Here is a 17,782-nt window from a genome sequence, read left to right as displayed (position 1 = left end):
AATATGCGTCACACGAATATTTGACAAATATCTGTGTGACGCATAAAATGCATTTATTCGTCTCGCGGATAATCTACCATGATCCACCTCGTCGCCACGCCAGACCAGATGGCCCAACTGCTTGCCGCCGGCCGGCGCCAGGCCGGCCTTACTCAGGCCGAAGCCGCCGCGCGCATCGGCATCAGCCAGAGCCGCATCTCGGCGCTGGAAACCGACGCCACCGCCCTCACCCTCACACAACTGCTGGCGCTATGCGGCGCCTACGGCCTGCAACTGCAGGTACGCGACAAAAACCAGCCGGTGCCTGAGCCGGCGCCTCTGATCGAGTGGTAAGCATGGGTCGCCAAACGCATTCGCGGGCGCTTTCGGTGTGGGCCAACGGCGAGCGTGTCGGCGTCTGGCGCCTTCCCACCCGCGGCCCCATGGAGTTCGCCTACGACCCCGCATGGGTCGCCTCTTCCGCGGGCCGGCCACTTTCGCTCTCGCTGCCGTTCGCGCCCAGCAACGCGGCGCACAAAGGGCCGCGGGTGCTCAACTATTTCGACAATCTGCTCCCCGACAGCGAGGCAATCAGAAAGCGCATCGCCCAGCGCTACCAGACCGATACGCTCGACGCGTTCGACCTGCTGCAAGCCATCGGCCGCGATTGCGTGGGCGCCGTCCAGTTGCTGGCGGTCGACGACGCGCCGGCCGGGGTCGACCGGATCGAAGGCACGCCGCTCTCCGACAGCGAGATCGAAACCATGCTGGCGCGCACCGTCAGCAACCCCGCCGCCGGCGCATCCGGCGAAGCGGACGATTTCCGCATCTCGCTCGCCGGCGCGCAGGAGAAAACCGCCTTGCTGTGGCATGACGGCAAGTGGCAACGTCCGCATGGCGCCACGCCCACCACGCATATTTTCAAGTTGCCGCTGGGGCTCGTCGGCAACAAGCTCGCCGACCTCAGCACCTCGGTCGAAAACGAATGGCTGTGTCTGCGTATCCTGCGCGCCTATGGCCTGCCGGTGGCCAACACCGAGATCCTGACGTTCGGCAAGCAGCGGGTGCTAGGCGTCGAGCGCTTCGACCGGCAATTGCATTCGAGTGGGCACTGGCTGCTGCGCCTGCCACAGGAAGACTTCTGCCAGGTGTACGGCGTGCCGTCGCATCGCAAGTACGAAAACGAAGGCGGTCCGGGCGTGCTGGATCTCGCGCGGATTCTTCAGCAGTCGGTCTCGGCGCAACAGGACATCGAAACGCTGCTGGCAAGCCAGATCCTGTTCTGGATGCTGGCCGCGCCGGACGGCCACGCCAAGAACTTCAGCATTCGCCTGCTGGCGGGCGGCCAGTACCGCCTGACGCCGCTTTACGACGTGATGTCGATCTGGCCGGTGGAAGGCAATGGGCCGAACCAGTGGTCGTGGTACAAGGCCAGGCTCGCCATGGCAATGTGGTCGCGCAGCAAACACGACGCCTTTCGCGACGTGCAGCGGCGCCACTTCAACACCATGGCGCTGAGGTGCTCGTACGGCGCGAACGCCGAGCCGTTGATCCAGCGGCTGATCGAAAAGACGCCCGAGGTCATCGCGCAGGTCTCGTCCGAATTGCCCGAGCGGTTTCCGGGCAAGGTCGCCGAGCGGATCTTCAAAGGTCTGAAAAGCTCGGCGGCCAGGCTCGACAAGATGCCACCCGCATAAGGCAGGCAGCCGCATAGCGTAGTCAGCCGCATAAGGCAGCTCGAGACGCTGAATAATTCTCTACCGATGCGGTACGGTTTCATCGGTAAAATGCAGGTCATGCCAAATGCATAAAAAATCGCCAGGTCTTTCCGCTCGCGCCACGCACTGAAAGACCCGATCACGGTCATACAAAAACACAAATCGCGATACTTTTTACGGTACATTTGCTATCCCCTACGTCGCCGCGTCAGCGCCCATTCAATGTGCATGGCCGGCCCGCGCGTGCGGTATCGCACTCCCCACAGCCACCCTTCAAGAAGGCGGACCTTCACGCAGTATGACCAACGAAACACACTCACCTGACTCCATCGCCGTTGCCGAGCGCGTGCGCGAGTTGATGAGCCGGCATGGCATCGGCAAACGCCAGCAAACCACGGAGCTGTGCCGCATCCTCGATCTGAGTTTTTCGCAGGGACACCGCAAGCTGCGCGGCAACAGCCCGTGGACCCTCTCGCAGATCAAGAAGGTGGCCGAGGTGTTCGGCGAACCGGCCGCCCAGCTATTCGGCGCGCAGTCGCTCGATCCGGGCATGGTCGGCGCGATCGCCCAGGAGGCGGTGTTCTGCATCGGCGCGATCGAGCTGGCCTGCACGGCATGGGTCGGCGCCGCGCTCGAACCGGGCAGCCGCCCGGAATTCGTCGCGTACTCGAAGCTCGGCCAGTGGCGCGTGGCGCGTCACGACGGCACGCTTTACCAAAGCGCGTACGAAGTCCACAAGATCGAGATCTATCCGCGCCGCGCTGAAACCGACAAGCCGACCATTGCGGTAGTCGACGACGACCAGGCCTCCGCCGACAACCTGCGCGACTATCTCGAGCGCAGCGGTTTCGCGGCCGTGGCGATCTACGGCCTCGCGGCGTTCGCCGAACAACTGCAAACCCAGGTCTTCGACGGCATCGTGATCGACTGGCTGTTCGGCTCGCAAACTTCGGCGGCGGCGATCGGCGCCGTGCGGGCATCGGAGAATCCGGACGCGCCGATTTTCGTGCTGACCGGCGAACTGCTGACGGGCAAGGCCAGTGAATCGGAGATCAGCCAGGTGATCCGCAATTACGATGTCGCGTGCTATGAAAAGCCCGCTCGCATGGCGATCCTGGTCGCCGATCTGTCCAAGCGCCTCAACCGGCCCTGAAGCGAGGCAAGCGTCTGAAGGTGTGTGCTCAGGCTGAGCCCTCCTCCATCGGCGCCGCCCTCGGCCGTCGCTTCATGCGTCATCACGCTTCATCACGCTTCGTCACGCGTCATCACGCGTCATCACGCGTCATCACGCGCCGCATCAGGCATTGCGTCAGGCATTGCGTCACGCCGTATGCCGTACAGCCAACGCACGCTGTAACGCGCTGCGCAGTTCCTCGTAATGGACTGGCTTCAACAAGGTTTCAAAAAACGGCTGCACGCCGGCTTCGGCCGCGCCCCCATCGGCACGGCCCGCGTTATTCGCCTCCGGCGCGTACGCGCTCACCACGATCACCGGCACACCCGACGACGGCCCCCCGCGTGCCGCAAAATCCGCAAGAAACGTATAACCGTCGCGATCCGGCATATGCAGATCGAGCAACACCACGTCACAGCGATGCGCGTCGAGCCACGCGAGCGCCTCGTCGGCACTGGAAACGGCATGCGCGTCGAAATCCATGTGCGCGATCATTTCGCCGAGCGACTCGCGAACCAGGCGGTTGTCGTCGACGATCAGCACGCATGGGCGCGTGCCGCCGGGTTCGGCATGGGCCGCCACGCCGGGCGGTTCGGTTGCCGCGACCGGCGTGACCGGGATCGTCACCGTAAAGGTGGTGCCCTCGCCCACCGTGCTCGCCACCTCGACGGTGCCGCCGAACAGCCGGACCAGTCCCTGCACGATCGTGAGCCCCATTCCCGCGCCCTCGAAACGGCGCGCGCGTGACGCGTCCAGCTGCGTGAACTCCTGAAAGATCAGCGGAATCTGCGCATGCGGCACGCCCGGCCCCGTGTCGCTGACGACGAAGATCAGCAGCGCCGGCCGCTGCCTGAGTTGCACGCGCACCGTGCCGGCTTCGGTATAACGGATCGCGTTGGTGACCAGGTTGTTGACGATCTGGCGAATCCGGTGTGGATCGGAATCGACGAGGCCGCTCATGCCGCTTGCCTCGCTTTCCAGCGTGAGGCCGCGCGCCGCGGCCGACATGGCGTGTTCGTCGACGATCGACGCCAGCAGCTCGCGCGCCTCGAAATGCTCGTGACGCAACTCGAGCTTGCCGGCCCCGAGCCGTGCGTAGTCGGTCAGGTCTTTCATCTGGGCTTCCAGATGCCGCCCGGCGGTTTCGAGCCGCTGGATCACCTTGCGGTCGGCCTCGGAGTGATAGTTGAAGCCCAGCAACTCAATCGACGACACGATCGCATGCAACGGCGTGCGCAGTTCGTGGCTGATCATGCCGAGGAACGCGTCCTTCGCGAGGCTCGCCTCGCGCGCCGCGCGGCTCGCCTGGTGTTCGGCTTCGAGCGCCGCGTGCTGCTGATGCATCAGGCGCGTGCGGCGCCGGCCGTTGAACACCAGCAGCGTGGTCGCGGCCGCCGACAGCAACAGCAGCAACAGGCCGCCCGCGAACAGCATGCGGCGCTTGTCGATGAAATCGCGGCTCATTGCCTCCCGGTCGGCCACGTCGGCGAAACGGCGGCTCAATGCGAGATCGTTGACCTCGTTCCAATGCTGACGCAACACCGCGACGATCCGATTGGCGCGGCTACGGTTCTTCGGCAACGCGTCGACCTCGGGCTGAATCTCGTCCAGCAGATGATCGAGCGACTGGATTTCGTCCCGCTGCCGTTGCAGCAACGCGATCTGCGTGGTCAAACGGCGTGTCGAACCGGCCATCACATGCAGCTTCGACTGCAGTAACTGGTAGCGCAGCATGAGCCGCTGATAGTCGTCGTCCACGCCGGACTGATACAGCAGCAGCTGGTTCTCGAAACGCGCGTAGGCGATCTGCAGCTGCGCGGCATCCCAATAGAAGCCGTCGTATGAGCTGGTCAGTTGTTCGGTGGTGCGCGGGTTGAGCAGGTTCGCGTACAACAGAAAGCCGATTGCGCCGGCCGGCGCCGCGAGCGCGGTCAGCCAGATCAGCACATAGAGAACACGACGCCACGGGCGGCGCGCTATTTGACGATGAGTGCCTTGATCTGCCATACGAATTTCGAATCGCCCAATGCGCCCGTGAGTTCATCGGGGAACGCGTCGCGCGGATAGATAAGAAACAGCGGCCCGAAGTCGCTGATCTTCAGGCGCCGCCCGTTCATGCTGTACGCAACGACCACGCCGTAGCGATCGCAGTCCGACACCGGAATGGTGTACGTATAGTCGTCGAGCGTATGGATCTCGACTGCGCTGCCGGATGCGCCGACTGTCTTCAGGATATCCGCGAGCAGCGGTCCTGTGAAGGTGGAACGCGGGGTCCAGGTGGTGGCGGTCGTAATCGAATGGACCGGCAGCGCGAGCAGTTGTGCCTCGGTGAAGTGATACGACTGATGCGCCCCGTCGTTGGTGTTGCTGATTTTGCCCGTCACATCGAGCGATAACGGCAGCGACTCTGCCTGCGCTTGCGCCTGCATGCCCCACGCGGCGAGCGCGAGGAGCAGACCCAGTCCCCACGCTCTGCTCTTCCCGCCATCCAACGCTGTGCTCACTTTGGTCATCTGTCTGGCTTTTTCTACCGTTTGTTATTTTTACGGGCGGCTCCGCCGCGCTGACCCGGGCCGCAGATCCAGCCCCGCGGGCCAATCTGCCAGGCCCGGCTCCGGCCGCGGTGTCGTTCTTGACGGAACACCCGCTCCAGTGACGCGCGTCACTGCGACGCGCGATCTTTGAACCGCATGCATAATATCGCCAAATTTCTTTGTCTCAAAAACGGGGGGCCTGGCGCTACGCTGCGTCGCGTGCGGCTCTCCGTCCTGGGGACACCTGTTCCACGTGCGCAACGCGACGCCATCAGAGTCATGAACAAGCCGGTTTTGCCCCTGACTTACGAACAACTCGATCGCTGGATCGAATCGCTGCAAACCGCGTTGCTGGCGGAGCGTTTCACACTGGCGATCGGCATTCTGCGTGGCGGCGCGCCGCTTGCGCTGATGGTCTCGCATGCGGCCGGCACGCCGGTCGCCTTCCTGCGCTATGACCGTCAGACGCGCACCGCCGCCTGGGATTCGACGCTGCCGATTCCGCCCGCGGGCTCGAAGGTGCTGCTGTGCGAGGACATCGCGGGGCGCGGCTTTACGCTGACCGATTGCATCGCGTTCCTTCAGCAGCATGGCCTCGATGTCAGGACGCTGACCGCCGCGGTCGACGATCTGAGCCGGATGCAGCCCGATTACGCGATCGACGCCCGGGGTTACTTCGCGCTGTTTCCGTGGGAGCGCCAGGCTTATACCGAGCGCTATCGTGAAGACTGGCAACGCGTCGAGTCGGGCGCGGCGCCCGCGATGGCCGACGACCACGAATACGCCACCTACGCGATCGACCTCGACGGCATTCTGCTACCCGACGTGCCGCTCGCGCGTTACGACGAGGATCTGGCCGCGGCGCTCGCCGAACGCGATGCGCTGCTGCCGTTCGAAATGCTGCCCGGCATCGACATGCAACGGGTTCGCACGATCATTACCGGACGGCCCGAACTGGATCGCCCGCGCACCGAAGCGTGGCTCGCACGGCACGGCTTTGGCCATATGCGCCTCGTCATGCGCACGCCCGGCACGCACGATGAAAGTCCCGCCGGCGCCGCCGCTCACAAGGCCGCCGCGGCGTTGCGCGGCGGCGTCACGCATTTTGTCGAGAGCGATCCGGTGCAGGCGCTGCTGATCGCGCAGCAGGCGCCGCTGCTGCGCGTGATCTGGTGGGACGCGCTCACGCAAACGGGGATGCTGGTGGGCGCGCGGGCGTGGACCTGAAGGCCGGGCTTCTTACGCCTCTTTGAACTCTCTGGTTTCCCTGAGCTCTTTACCGTCGCGCAGATGCAAATGCTGCGCGGCCCGTTGTGAAGCGACGATGATCAGCTTCATGGTCGCGCGCGTGGCGCCGACGAACAGCTTGCGCGCGATACGCTCGTCGAAGGAATCGAAGTCGACTTCGGTGAGAATCACACACGGCGCCGCCTGCCCCTTGAAGCGATAGATCGACTCGAACAGCACGTCGCCTTCGCGATACTCCGGGTTGCCGAACAGATCGTACTTGCCCGTAAAACTGCGCAAACGATGCGGGCCGAGATGATCCTGAGCCGTCATCGCCGACCCTTCGCGGCCGCGAAACGACAGCACCGCAATATCCTGTTTGCGAAAACCGAGCGACAACGCCTGCGTGATTGCCCGCTTGGTCGCCTCGATGCTGCCTTCGGCGGCATTCGTTTCGTCATAGACGGAGAGCGAAATATCGGAGCCGTCAAACGGACTGCCCGACGCAAGACCCGCCGCGACCGGCACCGCCGCGCCGACCACGTCGCGCACATAGTCGAGAATGTCGCGCGGGCTGCGATAGTTGGTGGTCTCTTTCAGCGTGGTCCAACCGGGCAGTTCGACCGGCTCGCGCATATACAGATTCTGCAAGGGGTCTTCGAGCCACCACCACGCGGCGCCCGGCCGCAACAGGCGCTCGAGGGCGGCCACCCACGGCTGCTGAAAATCCTGCCCTTCGTCGACGATCAGCACGTCGAATTGCCAACGCGCGTCGATCGGCGTTTGCGCAAAAATCGTTTCAAGCTGATCGAAGACGTCGCCGGACTGGAAATCCGGCTCGCGGCCGGCGTCGCGCGCGATCCAGTCGCAGAGCTGGTGATAGTTCGCCACCTTCGCCTCGGGCGGCGCGACCCGCGCGATGTGATCCGCGAGCGGCCGGTTGAAACACACGTACAAAGGCCGTTGCCCGCGCGCCACCGCGTCTTTCATCACCTGCACCGCCAGTTGCGTCTTGCCGGAGCCGGCCGTGCCGATCACGCGCAGCCGGAACGGCGCAAACTCGAGCCGCCGCGCCCAGCTCGCGAGGCCGCCCGCCAGCCGCGTGACCAGTGTGCCGGCCTGACCGACCAGCGCGCTGGCGTCGGGCGTGAGCGCGAGTTCGTCGGCGAGAAAGTGATGGATTTTCGGTGCGCAGGCAAGGCGCGGTTCGTCGGCCGGCAAGGCTTCGCGGATGATCGCGGCAAGCCGGCCCTTGCGCGTCGCGTCGACGATCCGCGCGGGATCCACGCCGGCAATCGCCGCGTCCTTGACGATGTGGTCCGGGCAATACAGCAGTTCTTCAATGAAATAAGTGCCCGCGCCGAACGCCGCGGTGAAACGCCGATGCAGCGTTTCGACGGTGTGCGCGAGCGCGATCGCCACATTGCGTTCCGTCTGAAGATAGACCTTGACGAGTCCCTTCGGCGTTTCGCGCAGGAAGCCGGTTTTCTGCTCGACGATCATCACGCGCCCGGCCGGGCTGACGATCACGAAGTCGGCCTCGCCGAACACCGAAAAGTTCTGATTCAGGCGCGTCCAGTGCACGCCGTGATAGACGGTGTAGCCATCGGGAAGCGCGTCTTCCAGCAACGCGAGGGTTTCGCGTTCGCGTGCCGCCGCGCCGGTGGCGGCGAGGCTCTTCCAGTCGTCGGGAACAATGCGGGCCATGCGGTGCCTCGTCGTATTCGGGTGCGCCCATTGTACGCAACGCACGTGTGTTGCCGGCGTGGGTTGGGGCGGTGGTTTGGGCGGTGGTTTGGGCGGTGCTTGGGCGGTGCCTGGCGGTGCTTCGGCGGTGCCTGGCGGTGCTTGGGCGGTGTCTGGGCGGTGCCTGGGCGGTGCCTGGGCAGTGCCTGGGCGGTGCTTGGGCGGTGCTTTGGCCGGTGCTTTGGCCGACACTCGGGACGCGAGTCGGAAGCCACCCGGGTCATGCGTCGGCCCACCCCCGGACGCGGCCGATTGCACACGGGCGGCGCGCAACCCATGCGCATCGTGTATCGTTGCTGGCCGAACGCCGCGCGCCGTGCGCGGCTTGCCAACTGTCAATGTCAAGAAAAGGATTTGCCGGATGATCACGATCTGGGGCCGCGCCAACTCGGTCAACGTACAGAAAGTCTTATGGTGTTGCGACGAACTGGTGCTGCCATATGAGCGCATCGATGCGGGCCTGCAATTCGGCCGCAACAACGAGCCGGATTATCTGGCCATGAATCCGACCGGGAAAATCCCGACGCTGGTCGACGACGACTTCGTGCTGTGGGAATCGAACTCGATCCTGCGCTATCTGGCGCTGCAATACGGCGAATCGAGCCTTTTGTATCCGTCGGAGCCGAAACTGCGCGCCAGCATCGACCGCTGGCTCGACTGGACGCTGACCACGCTGCAACCTGCCGAGCGCCCGGTGTTCTGGGCCCTCGTGCGCACGCCCGCCGCCGAGCGAGACGACGTCAAGCTCGCCGCCGATGTCAACGCGGTCACCTTGCTGTGGCGCCTGCTGGACAACTATCTGCAAGGCCGCTTCTTCCTCGAAGGCGAGAAGTTCACGCTCGCCGATATCGTGATCGGCGCGTACGCGAAACGCTGGTTCGGGCTGGACGGCGTTGAACGTCCGTCGCTGCCGAATCTGGAACGCTGGTATTCGCGGATTGCAACGCGCTCGGGCTTCAAGAAATACGTCGATTTCCCGCTGACGTAAGCCATCCGGCGGCTTCTTGCCTGGCTGCGGCGCTCGGGCTTATCAGGCAGGAAGCAGGCGGGGGTCGGACAAGCGCACAGCAGGCCGGTACAGTGAAGCACGATGGCCTTTATAATCGACCCATGAAGACCGCCAAGCCCGCCGCGAAGTCCGCACCCGCCGCCGATAAGGCCGCCCCCATTGCCTCCGCTCATCATCATGAGCCGGGGCACATGCACAGCGAGCACGGTGGATCACAGGAAGCCGCTCTGACTCTCGCGGAAGAGTATTGCCGCGAACGCGGCGAAAAACTCACGCCGATCCGCCGCAAAGTGCTCGAATTGCTGCTGAATTCCGGGCGCGCCACCAAAGCCTATTCGTTGCTCGACGACATGCGCCAGATCCATCCCGGCTCGGCGCCGCCCACGGTTTATCGGGCGCTGGACTTTCTGTTGTCGGCGGGGCTCGTGCACCGCATCGAATCGATCAATGCGTTCACCGTCTGCCATGACCTGACGCAATGCCAGCACGGCATTCTGGTGGTCTGCCAGCAATGCGGCAACGTCACCGAACTGCATCAGCCCAAGCTGCGCCAGGCACTCGTCGCGCAAATTGAAGACGCAGGCTACCGCCTTGCCAGCGACGAAATCGAATTGAAAGGTTTATGCGCCGCCTGTCAGGCAGCGGAGGCGGCGGAAGCGGCGAGCGCCAGTGCCGCAACACTCGTTGCCGCCACCAGATGACAGTGGCGCCTGCGATCAGCCTTGTCAGCTGATCGCGGTCGGTTCGGCCGCGCCAGGCGGGCGCCCAGACTGCGGCGAAAAGACCCTGCCACTGCCCGCCAAGCGGCTCAACCCGCCGCGCGGGCGTCAATCGCGTCGTGCAATAGCATCACGAGGTCTTCGGGCAACGCGGGCTTGGTCATGAAATGCTGAAAACCTTCGCCGATGCTGCGCAAGCGGTAAGCGTCGTCGGTATGGCCCGTGAGCGCCACCGCCACCGAAGGTACGTGGTCACCGCGAATCTCGTGGTCGCGCAGCCGCTGGATCAGATAAAAGCCGTCCATGGCCGGCAAATCGAGGTCGCACACGACGGCATCAGGTAACAGCCGCAGCGCCGCTTCGACCCCCTCTTCCGCATCCTCCACTGCGACGACATGCGCCCCTTCCGCCTCGAGTAACAATGCCAGGGATTCCCGGCTGTCCCGGTCGTCTTCGACGAGCACGATCGTGGCCTGATCGAGTCTCAATGCTCCGTTCATGTTGTGTTGTTGCTCTAAAAAACCGGTTAGGCCGACAGACGCGGCCAACGTATCGTCCTGCTGTGTGCCGCCGATTTGCGCGGCTGCGATATTGCTGTCCATGGTTCCGACTCGATTTCATGCGTCGAGTTGCATCCAGGCCCGCGATTGTAAAACATGGCCTGAGCGCAACGCGCGCGCACAATAACGCGCCAAAATTGCACGCCGATGAAAAACCGGCTCTCGGCGCCAGTGTCCTGGCAAACCGATGCCGACCCCGATTCGCCGTGACGGCCGGTGCAAACCCTTGCGCACCGCCTTGCCCGCCCGGCATCTTCTCTGACATTGAGGTTCTTCTGCGACGCCTCCCGCGCCTGGGTTTTATGCGGGGCGTTCGTGTCCACCCCTATGGCAGCACGATGCGTGCCGCGCTGGGGTCGGCATGGTCGCATGAGGCTGCCGCGCGATCCACTGCGGCGCTATCATCGTGTGCCGTATTGCCACGGCTGAGCGCAGCCGCGGCAATACAGCACGTCACTCAAGCGCCATCTTCCCCACAACGGCAACAATCCGAGGCCGCCCGACACCATGTCCGAACTCGACTCCGCCACGCTCGAAGCACTCCGTCATATCAGCACCGCCACGCTGACCACCCAGTTGTTCAAGCGCGGCTTGCGCAATACGTTCATGCAAGGTGTCGCGCCACTCGCCGCACACAGTGACGCGAATCTGGTTGGGCCGGCATTTACGTTGCGCAATATCCCCGCGCGCGAAGACATTGACGTGCTCGAACTATTCGCCGATCCCGAGTACGCACAACGCAAATGTGTGGAGACGATTCCAGCCGGTCATGTGCTCGTGCAGGATTGCCGCGGGGAGCGCGGCAGCGCCTCGTTCGGCTCGATCCTCACCCAACGGTTACAGGTGCGCGGCGTGGCCGGCATGGTGTCCGACGGCCCGGTGCGCGACAGCACGACAATCGCCGCGCTCGGCATACCGGTGTTTTGTGCCGGCGCCAGCGCGCCGCCGAATCTGATCCGGCATCACGCAGTGGATATCAATGTGCCGATCGGCTGCGGCGGCGTAGCTGTGTTTCCCGGCGACGTGATCGTGGGCGACGCGGAGGGCGTGGTGGTGATCCCACGCAAAATGGCGGCCGAAGTGGCCCAGGCCGCCGTCGAGCAGGAGCAACTCGAAGTGTTCCTCACCGAGCGTATCCGTGAGGGCGCCGCGCTGCCCGGCACTTATCCGCCGAACGAAAAGACCAAGGCTGAGTACGAGACGTGGCGGCAGAAAAATAATCGTGTGTGAGTCAGCCGGTGTGGGGCCGGTCTGCGGTCGATGTGTCAGCCCATTTCAGCCCGCTTTACTGGGCCCGATGCCCCGCACCAGCAAAGCCACTACATGCCGGGCGATCTCCTCGCCGCCGATATTGCGCCGCACAGGATCGTTGCGCCACAGCTTCGACGTGGCCAGCGGCAGAATCGTCAGGCCTAGCAGCGAGACGAACACCAGAGACGGCTCCAGTCCCGCATTCAGGCGCCCTTCCTTCTGCCAACGCGCAATGGCGGCCAACGACGCTTTCTGATGCGTGTCGCCGAACCGTTCATGCATGCGCTGGCGCAGCAGACCACCGTCGCTGATCACTTCGCGCACCCACAACGAGGGAAACCACGGGTGGTCGCTCGCCACCTGAACGAGACGCTGCGCGAGCTGCGTGATGGCCGCCACCGGGTCGTCCGGATTTTCCTGAAACGGCACGCCGAGCGCCGAGCGCAGCGGCGCGAAACGCTCGTCGATCAGCACGTCGAGTAGTTGATCGCGCGTCTTGAAGTAGTAATGCATCATCGCCGGCGTGAAACCCGCCTCGCGGGCAATCTCACCGAGCGTCGTATCCACGATCCCGTGCCGGGCAAACAGGATGAGCGCGGCGTCGAGCAGGCGGTTGCGCTGTTCCGGGCCGCGCACCGAGCCCGAAGGTCTGCCGGGACGGCGGGTGGATGCGGTGGTGGATACGGGTGCGGGCTTCACAGCATGCGCGGAATCACTCACCTCGACCGACACCGGCTTCGAAAGCTTTCGCACCTTCGCCGCAACTGGGTCGCGCGGCGCGCTCTTCACTTTCTTTTCATCCGAAGGAAACCTGGCCATTGCATTCGATTTGACGAGTGATGCGATGTCGCCTATATTAATCTCTAAATTAATTAATTTCAACGCCGTGGTGTCATGAACCGATCGACAACGACCCAACCCACCGAGCTGATGCAGCCCGACGTGCAGCCCGATGTTCAGCCCAATGCTCAGCCAGGCCCGCAGCCCACCAGCCAGGCCGCCGACCATCCGCCAATCCGCCTGCTGTTTCCGGCACTGCTGCTGGTCATGCTGCTCGCCGCACTGGATCAGACCATTGTCTCGACCGCGCTGCCCACGATCGTCGGCGAATTGGGCGGGCTCAACAACCTGTCGTGGGTGGTGACCGCCTACCTGCTCAGCTCGACTATCGTCGTGCCGCTGTACGGTAAATTCGGCGATCTGTTCGGCCGCAAGATCGTGTTGCAGACGGCGATCATCGTGTTCCTCGTCGGCTCCGCGCTGTGCGGCGTCGCGCAGAACATGACCCAGCTGATCGTGCTGCGCGCGCTACAAGGGCTCGGCGGCGGCGGCCTGCTGGTGGTGACCATGGCCGCGATCGCCGACGTGATTCCGCCCGCTGAACGCGGCCGCTTTCAGGGCGTGTTCGGCGGCGTGTTCGGTCTCGCCACGGTGATCGGCCCGCTGCTCGGCGGCTTTCTCGTCGAGCATCTGTCATGGCGCTGGATTTTCTATATCAACCTGCCGCTCGGCATCATTTCGCTGGTGGTGATCGGCGCCGTGTTCAAACCCCACGTGCGGCATGTCAAGCACACCATCGACTACATGGGCGCCGCGTTTCTCGCCGGCGCGCTCACCTGCATCATCCTGTTCACGAGCCAGGGCGGCACGATCCTGCCGTGGTCCTCGCCGCAACTGTGGTTCACGCTCGGCATGGGGCTGGTGGCGATCTGGGGTTTCATTCACGAAGAACGCAGCGCAATCGAACCGATCATGCCGCTCGAACTCTTCAAACAGCGCACGTTTTTGCTGAGCAGTCTGATCGGCTTCATCATCGGCGTGTCGCTGTTCGGCTCGGTCACTTTCCTGCCTTTGTATTTGCAGGTGGTCAAAGGCTCCACGCCCACGCAAGCCGGCATGCAGATGTTGCCGATGATGGGCGGCCTGTTCGTGATGTCGATGGTGACCGGCCGCGTCATCAGCAAGATCGGCAAGTACCGCATGTTCCCGATCGCGGGCACGTTTCTCGTGGCCGTCGCCATGCTGCTGCTCGCACGCCTGCAGATCGATACGCCCGTTCATGTGATGTATATCGACATGGGCGTTCTCGGTTTCGGCCTTGGCATGGTGATGCAGGTGCTGATTCTCGCCGTGCAGAATACGGTTGAGTTCAAGCACATGGGCGTGGCCACTTCAGGCGCGACGCTGTTCCGTTCGATCGGCGGCTCGATCGGCGTGGCCGGTTTTGGTGCGGTGTTTTCCAACGGCCTCGCCGGGCGCCTCGAAAAACTGATTCCGCCCGACACCGAATTGCCGCACGCGCTCGGACCGGCGGCAATCCACCAGTTGCCTCCAGCATTGCGCGACGATTATCTGCAGGCATTCGCCGGTGCGTTGCACACGGTGTATCTGTCGGCCGCTTGCGTGGTGGTGCTGGCCTTCGTACTTGCGTGGCTTCTTAAAGATCATCCGCTACGCAAGCACTGATTTCGTATCGCGTTTTCCACGAGCGGTTTTCTGCAAGGGCGCTTTCTGCAAGCATTCCCAGCAGCGTTTTCTGCAAGCGCTTGCTAACGAGGTCGAACGCCACGCGCTTCGACCTCGTTCTGTTTTGATCGCCGCGATGCCGTTGGGCAGACTCCTGCGCTCGCTCTCCCTCACGCGCCATCGCAGCCCCGGCCGAATGGAAAAAACCACCCGCGTGTTCGTTCTGCCGGCATATGCAGTGTTTCGCCGTACCCACTTTATGTGCGCTAACACACATAAAGTAGGTACGAACGTCGATTGACGTTCTCGCGGAAACGCCACATATTGACACCAGCGGCACCGCAAGCGACGACTTGCGTCCCCAGGCTCTCCCGTGCATGTGGATCGTGATTTCCGCGGACATCGCTCCTGCCTCAACACGATCTCGAACATGTCGTAACGGCATTGTTTTCCACAGGTGGGTCCACTGTATGTCCACCCAGACACTACTCGGCCATAGTTTCCCGACGCCATGCAAACGCTGTGGCGGTGCGCTATACCGGCAAGTCGACTATTGCCCGTATTGTGGCGCGGTGCATCCGCTCGACACGGGTCCGCACAAGCGCGCAGTGATTCCCGGCAGCCGCGCGAGTGCCACCAGCAAAACAGCGCACAAAAATAGCTTCGATCCGCCATTGCCGGACGAAAGCGAGTTCGCCGGGCAAGCGGCGGTCACTAGCGAAGCTGTTCCTCCCGAGCTGCCAATACAAGCGCCGATGCTCGCGTCGCCGGATGCGCCCATTCCTCCGCTCGCCGATCCACCGGATTCGCGCAGTCGCGGCGTACTTACGCTGCGCCGGGTGTTGATTGCGATCGCGGCGCTAGGCGCAATTGGGCTAGCCTATGTCGCCTATGCACTATTCAGCGACAACCAGGAATCGCAGAGCGGCAACCTCGAGCAGAGCACCGGCAACGTCCAGGATGCAAGAACGGCGACCGGCACAATTGCGCCATACGCACCGGCTCAATCGACGAAGCAGGCTGCAGTCGGTAAGTCCGTTGCCGTGCCGGCCGCGCCCATCAATCCCGTCAGTCCTGCTAATCCCGTCGGTCCTGCTAATCCTGCTAATCCTGCTAATCCTGCTAATCCTGCGAATCCTGCGAATCCTGCTAATCCTGTTAACGCCGCCAACCCCGTCACGGCCGCACCCGCGATCCCAGCTTCACCGATCGCACCGCCCTTAGCCGCGGCGCCTGTAGTCAAACCGGCGCCGCAGTTCCGCGACGCCGCGCAGGCGTTGCAAGCAGCGCGCCTCGCCTTCCGCGCGAACGATCTGTCCGCGGCACAAGCGGCGCTCGGTGCGGCGCAAACGCTGCAACCTGGCAACGCCGACGCGCAAAGCCTGCTGACGGAATTGAAGCCACTCACCGCGCGCCGCGACGCCGCGTTGCAGGCTGCGCAAACGTGTGTCGCGCAGCAGTCGTGGAGTTGCGCACGCCAGCACGCCAATGAGGCGCTCACGATCGACACCGGCAACGAGACGGCGAAGACGATCCTCGCGCGCGTGATTCGCGAAACAGGTTGGGCGCCACTTAACTCGCATGCCGCGACCGAGGGTCCGGCCGGCGACCAATCGTTGGGATACCAGATTTCATAGCCGTTCGCGCGACCGCCTCGCCTGACTGACTGAGTGACTGCATGAATCACGGCACGCCCGATTGCACTCGCGTTTCGCGTGCCTCTGAGCGGCAACAGACGGACAGGGCACGCGCGGCCCCTGGAACATGAGATGGCAAGCCGCCTCATCGGTGCATAGCGCGCCGCCCGCGACAGGCTGTTCAACTCTGACCGATAGGTGGATCGACCATGCTGAAGAGACTTGTGGCGGGATGGCTGGGGCTGTTGCTGATGGTGGTGGCTTCGTTGGCCGGCGCGGAGCCTGCGCACTACAAGATCGTCACCGGTCCTGAACGGGGCACGTATATCCAGTTCGGCCAGGATCTGTCGAAATGGGTGGCGCAGCCGGTGGGCATCGACCTGGAGGTGGTGGCCTCGAAGGGTTCGGCTGAAAACGTGCAGCGCATGCGCTTCGAGCCGGGCGTGAAACTCGCACTGGTACAGTCCGACGTGTATCAGGCCTACATCGACATGGCCAACGCGGGCAATGCCGATGCGGGTACGGCGATCCGGCCGCTACGGCTCATCATGCCGCTCTACGACGAGGAAATTAACGTCGTGGTGCGCGCCGATTCGCCGATGAAAACCTTCGCCGACATCAAGGACAAAAGCATTAGCGTCGGCCTGCTCGGCAGCGGCACGGCTCAATCGGCGACGACCCTCTATCACCTGATGTTCGGCCAGTCGATTCCCGAGCAGAACATCCAGCACCTGAGTAACGAAGACGCGCTGGCCGCCCTGATCGTCAAGAAGGTGGACGTGGCGATCATCGTGGTCGGGCAGCCGGCCAAACTGTTCAACGACATGAATCCCGAACTGCTGCAACAGATCCGCCCGCTAAGGGCGGAGCCCAACGCGCCCGAAACCGTGCGTGCCAAACAGACGTATTTTCCCGCGACGCTCCGCACGACCAGCTATCCGAACTGGCTCAAGGAAGACGTCCCCACGCTAACCGTGAAGGCCTTTCTCGTCACCTACGATTACGGTCTGCGCGATACCGTCGGCAATCTGAATCATTTTGCCGACTCGCTGTGCGCCAACTTCGACAATCTGCAGGAGCACGGGCATCCGAAATGGAAGCAGGTGAAACTGGAATTGCCTACGCTCGTACGCGGGTGGAAGTACTACGGCCCGGTCGAGAAACATCTGCGCGCGTGTCTGGCGAACAAGAGTGCGGCGCTCAACGCGACGGCGGCGCAAGCGGTGCAGAAACCGCGTTCCTCCTGTACGGATCAGGAGCGCTTGCTGTTGCTATGCAAGTGATCAGGTAATGGCGCCTGACACGAGCGCGTGCTCCAATACGCTCAAGCGTGCGCTCTCGCTGCGGCCGATACGTCCATCGCCCGTTGCAAGGCCTCGTACACCTTCGGGCGGTTGCACTGCGACACGTTAAAGCGCAGGAAGCCGGCCGCCGATCGCGACGCGCTGAACACATTGCCCGGCGCGAATACCACGCTTTCGGCTAACGCGTGACGCGCGATATCGGCCGCGTCGAGCGCATCCGGCAGGCGCGCCCACACGAAAATGCCGGCGCGTGGCCGCGTCCACACTTCAAGACCCGCATAGCCCAACCGCCTGATCGTCTCGCCCATGGCGTCCGCCAGCTTCGCGCGCATCGACTCCAGATGGCGCCGATAGGTGCCGTCCACCAGCAAACGATGCACGACGCTCGCCGCCAGTTGCCCGTTGCCGAACGAAGTGGCCAGCTTCAGATCGACCAGCGGTTCGACCCATTCACTGCG

The 17,782-nt window shown here is 63.6% G+C and carries 15 protein-coding genes and 1 pseudogene; 10 read left to right on the top strand and 6 right to left on the bottom strand.

What is annotated here, in order from left to right; all coding sequences use genetic code 11:
* The first annotated feature begins 78 nt into the window (after positions 1–78).
* The 3 genes from QOC89_RS14855 to QOC89_RS14845 all read left to right on the top strand — a co-directional run bounded on the left by QOC89_RS14855 (position 79) and on the right by QOC89_RS14845 (position 2,850).
* Complete coding sequence (locus tag QOC89_RS14855) at positions 79–333, top strand: helix-turn-helix domain-containing protein (protein WP_323045700.1); 255 nt, start codon at positions 79–81, stop codon at positions 331–333.
* 2 nt (positions 334–335) lie between these two features.
* Positions 336–1,676: a type II toxin-antitoxin system HipA family toxin gene (locus QOC89_RS14850; protein WP_323045699.1), complete on the top strand. Its 1,341-nt coding sequence runs from the start codon at positions 336–338 to the stop codon at positions 1,674–1,676.
* A gap of 319 nt (positions 1,677–1,995) precedes the next feature.
* Positions 1,996–2,850: a helix-turn-helix domain-containing protein gene (locus QOC89_RS14845; protein WP_323045698.1), complete on the top strand. Its 855-nt coding sequence runs from the start codon at positions 1,996–1,998 to the stop codon at positions 2,848–2,850.
* Between the two features lie 168 nt (positions 2,851–3,018).
* Here the strand turns inward: QOC89_RS14845 and QOC89_RS14840 are convergent, their stop codons facing one another.
* Both QOC89_RS14840 and QOC89_RS14835 read right to left on the bottom strand, forming a co-directional pair.
* Positions 3,019–4,878, bottom strand: coding sequence for a hybrid sensor histidine kinase/response regulator (locus QOC89_RS14840; protein ID WP_323045697.1), 1,860 nt, complete (start codon positions 4,876–4,878; stop codon positions 3,019–3,021).
* The gene (locus QOC89_RS14835; protein WP_323045696.1) at positions 4,848–5,384 is read right to left on the bottom strand and encodes a molybdopterin-dependent oxidoreductase; all 537 of its coding nucleotides are present in this window, start codon (positions 5,382–5,384) and stop codon (positions 4,848–4,850) included. Before QOC89_RS14835 ends, QOC89_RS14840 begins: the two co-directional genes overlap by 31 nt.
* A gap of 300 nt (positions 5,385–5,684) precedes the next feature.
* Between QOC89_RS14835 and QOC89_RS14830 the strand changes: the two genes are divergently transcribed.
* The gene (locus QOC89_RS14830) at positions 5,685–6,632 is read left to right on the top strand and encodes a phosphoribosyltransferase (protein ID WP_323045695.1); all 948 of its coding nucleotides are present in this window, start codon (positions 5,685–5,687) and stop codon (positions 6,630–6,632) included.
* A 12-nt stretch (positions 6,633–6,644) separates the two neighbouring features.
* On the opposite strand, the gene QOC89_RS14825 is transcribed toward QOC89_RS14830, so the two are convergent.
* A complete protein-coding gene (locus tag QOC89_RS14825) occupies positions 6,645–8,339 on the bottom strand; it encodes an ATP-binding domain-containing protein (protein ID WP_323045694.1) in 1,695 nt (564 codons plus the stop codon).
* A 400-nt stretch (positions 8,340–8,739) separates the two neighbouring features.
* Between QOC89_RS14825 and QOC89_RS14820 the strand changes: the two genes are divergently transcribed.
* Positions 8,740–9,366 (top strand): glutathione S-transferase family protein, encoded by a 627-nt coding sequence (locus QOC89_RS14820; protein WP_323045693.1) that lies wholly within the window; start codon positions 8,740–8,742, stop codon positions 9,364–9,366.
* 122 nt (positions 9,367–9,488) lie between these two features.
* A complete protein-coding gene (locus tag QOC89_RS14815) occupies positions 9,489–10,088 on the top strand; it encodes a Fur family transcriptional regulator (RefSeq protein WP_323045692.1) in 600 nt (199 codons plus the stop codon).
* 107 nt (positions 10,089–10,195) lie between these two features.
* Here the strand turns inward: QOC89_RS14815 and QOC89_RS14810 are convergent, their stop codons facing one another.
* A complete protein-coding gene (locus tag QOC89_RS14810; protein WP_323045691.1) occupies positions 10,196–10,708 on the bottom strand; it encodes a response regulator in 513 nt (170 codons plus the stop codon).
* A 465-nt stretch (positions 10,709–11,173) separates the two neighbouring features.
* Here QOC89_RS14810 and QOC89_RS14805 point away from each other — a divergent pair, with 465 nt between their 5' ends.
* Positions 11,174–11,896 (top strand): ribonuclease activity regulator RraA, encoded by a 723-nt coding sequence (locus QOC89_RS14805; RefSeq protein WP_323045690.1) that lies wholly within the window; start codon positions 11,174–11,176, stop codon positions 11,894–11,896.
* A gap of 45 nt (positions 11,897–11,941) precedes the next feature.
* Here QOC89_RS14805 and QOC89_RS14800 read toward each other — a convergent pair whose 3' ends face one another.
* Positions 11,942–12,736 carry a TetR/AcrR family transcriptional regulator gene (locus QOC89_RS14800; RefSeq protein WP_323045689.1) on the bottom strand — a complete coding sequence of 265 codons (795 nt, stop codon included), beginning with the start codon at positions 12,734–12,736 and terminating at the stop codon, positions 11,942–11,944.
* Positions 12,737–12,811: 75 nt separating this feature from the next.
* Here QOC89_RS14800 and QOC89_RS14795 point away from each other — a divergent pair, with 75 nt between their 5' ends.
* The 3 genes from QOC89_RS14795 (at position 12,812) to QOC89_RS14785 (ending at position 17,303) form a co-directional block, all read left to right on the top strand.
* Positions 12,812–14,383: a DHA2 family efflux MFS transporter permease subunit gene (locus QOC89_RS14795; RefSeq protein WP_323045688.1), complete on the top strand. Its 1,572-nt coding sequence runs from the start codon at positions 12,812–12,814 to the stop codon at positions 14,381–14,383.
* 470 nt (positions 14,384–14,853) lie between these two features.
* Entirely contained in the window at positions 14,854–16,020 is a 1,167-nt protein-coding gene (locus QOC89_RS14790; protein ID WP_323045687.1) for a hypothetical protein, read from the top strand.
* Positions 16,021–16,229: 209 nt separating this feature from the next.
* The gene (locus QOC89_RS14785) at positions 16,230–17,303 is read left to right on the top strand and encodes a TAXI family TRAP transporter solute-binding subunit (protein WP_323045686.1); all 1,074 of its coding nucleotides are present in this window, start codon (positions 16,230–16,232) and stop codon (positions 17,301–17,303) included.
* A 41-nt stretch (positions 17,304–17,344) separates the two neighbouring features.
* On the opposite strand, the pseudogene QOC89_RS14780 reads toward QOC89_RS14785, so the two are convergent.
* Positions 17,345–17,782, bottom strand: a pseudogene (locus QOC89_RS14780) (PLP-dependent aminotransferase family protein); the annotation flags it as partial.

The sequence above is a fragment of the Paraburkholderia sp. genome, from assembly GCF_034668105.1.
In the GTDB taxonomy this organism is placed as follows: Bacteria; Pseudomonadota; Gammaproteobacteria; order Burkholderiales; family Burkholderiaceae; genus Paraburkholderia.
The sequence above is the reverse complement of the archived record's forward strand: the minus strand, read 5'-3'. Positions and strand labels throughout refer to the sequence as shown.

Excerpts from the sequence above, each read along its gene's own strand:
- QOC89_RS14855 (WP_323045700.1), top strand. The coding sequence starts at position 79 with ATGATCCACCTCGTCGCCACGCCAGACCAGATGGCCCAACTGCTTGCC.
- QOC89_RS14850 (WP_323045699.1), top strand. The coding sequence starts at position 336 with ATGGGTCGCCAAACGCATTCGCGGGCGCTTTCGGTGTGGGCCAACGGC.
- QOC89_RS14845 (WP_323045698.1), top strand. The coding sequence starts at position 1,996 with ATGACCAACGAAACACACTCACCTGACTCCATCGCCGTTGCCGAGCGC.
- QOC89_RS14840 (WP_323045697.1), bottom strand. The coding sequence starts at position 4,878 with ATGGCAGATCAAGGCACTCATCGTCAAATAGCGCGCCGCCCGTGGCGT.
- QOC89_RS14835 (WP_323045696.1), bottom strand. The coding sequence starts at position 5,384 with ATGACCAAAGTGAGCACAGCGTTGGATGGCGGGAAGAGCAGAGCGTGG.
- QOC89_RS14830 (WP_323045695.1), top strand. The coding sequence starts at position 5,685 with ATGAACAAGCCGGTTTTGCCCCTGACTTACGAACAACTCGATCGCTGG.
- QOC89_RS14825 (WP_323045694.1), bottom strand. The coding sequence starts at position 8,339 with ATGGCCCGCATTGTTCCCGACGACTGGAAGAGCCTCGCCGCCACCGGC.
- QOC89_RS14820 (WP_323045693.1), top strand. The coding sequence starts at position 8,740 with ATGATCACGATCTGGGGCCGCGCCAACTCGGTCAACGTACAGAAAGTC.
- QOC89_RS14815 (WP_323045692.1), top strand. The coding sequence starts at position 9,489 with ATGAAGACCGCCAAGCCCGCCGCGAAGTCCGCACCCGCCGCCGATAAG.
- QOC89_RS14810 (WP_323045691.1), bottom strand. The coding sequence starts at position 10,708 with ATGGACAGCAATATCGCAGCCGCGCAAATCGGCGGCACACAGCAGGAC.
- QOC89_RS14805 (WP_323045690.1), top strand. The coding sequence starts at position 11,174 with ATGTCCGAACTCGACTCCGCCACGCTCGAAGCACTCCGTCATATCAGC.
- QOC89_RS14800 (WP_323045689.1), bottom strand. The coding sequence starts at position 12,736 with ATGGCCAGGTTTCCTTCGGATGAAAAGAAAGTGAAGAGCGCGCCGCGC.
- QOC89_RS14795 (WP_323045688.1), top strand. The coding sequence starts at position 12,812 with ATGAACCGATCGACAACGACCCAACCCACCGAGCTGATGCAGCCCGAC.
- QOC89_RS14790 (WP_323045687.1), top strand. The coding sequence starts at position 14,854 with ATGTCCACCCAGACACTACTCGGCCATAGTTTCCCGACGCCATGCAAA.
- QOC89_RS14785 (WP_323045686.1), top strand. The coding sequence starts at position 16,230 with ATGCTGAAGAGACTTGTGGCGGGATGGCTGGGGCTGTTGCTGATGGTG.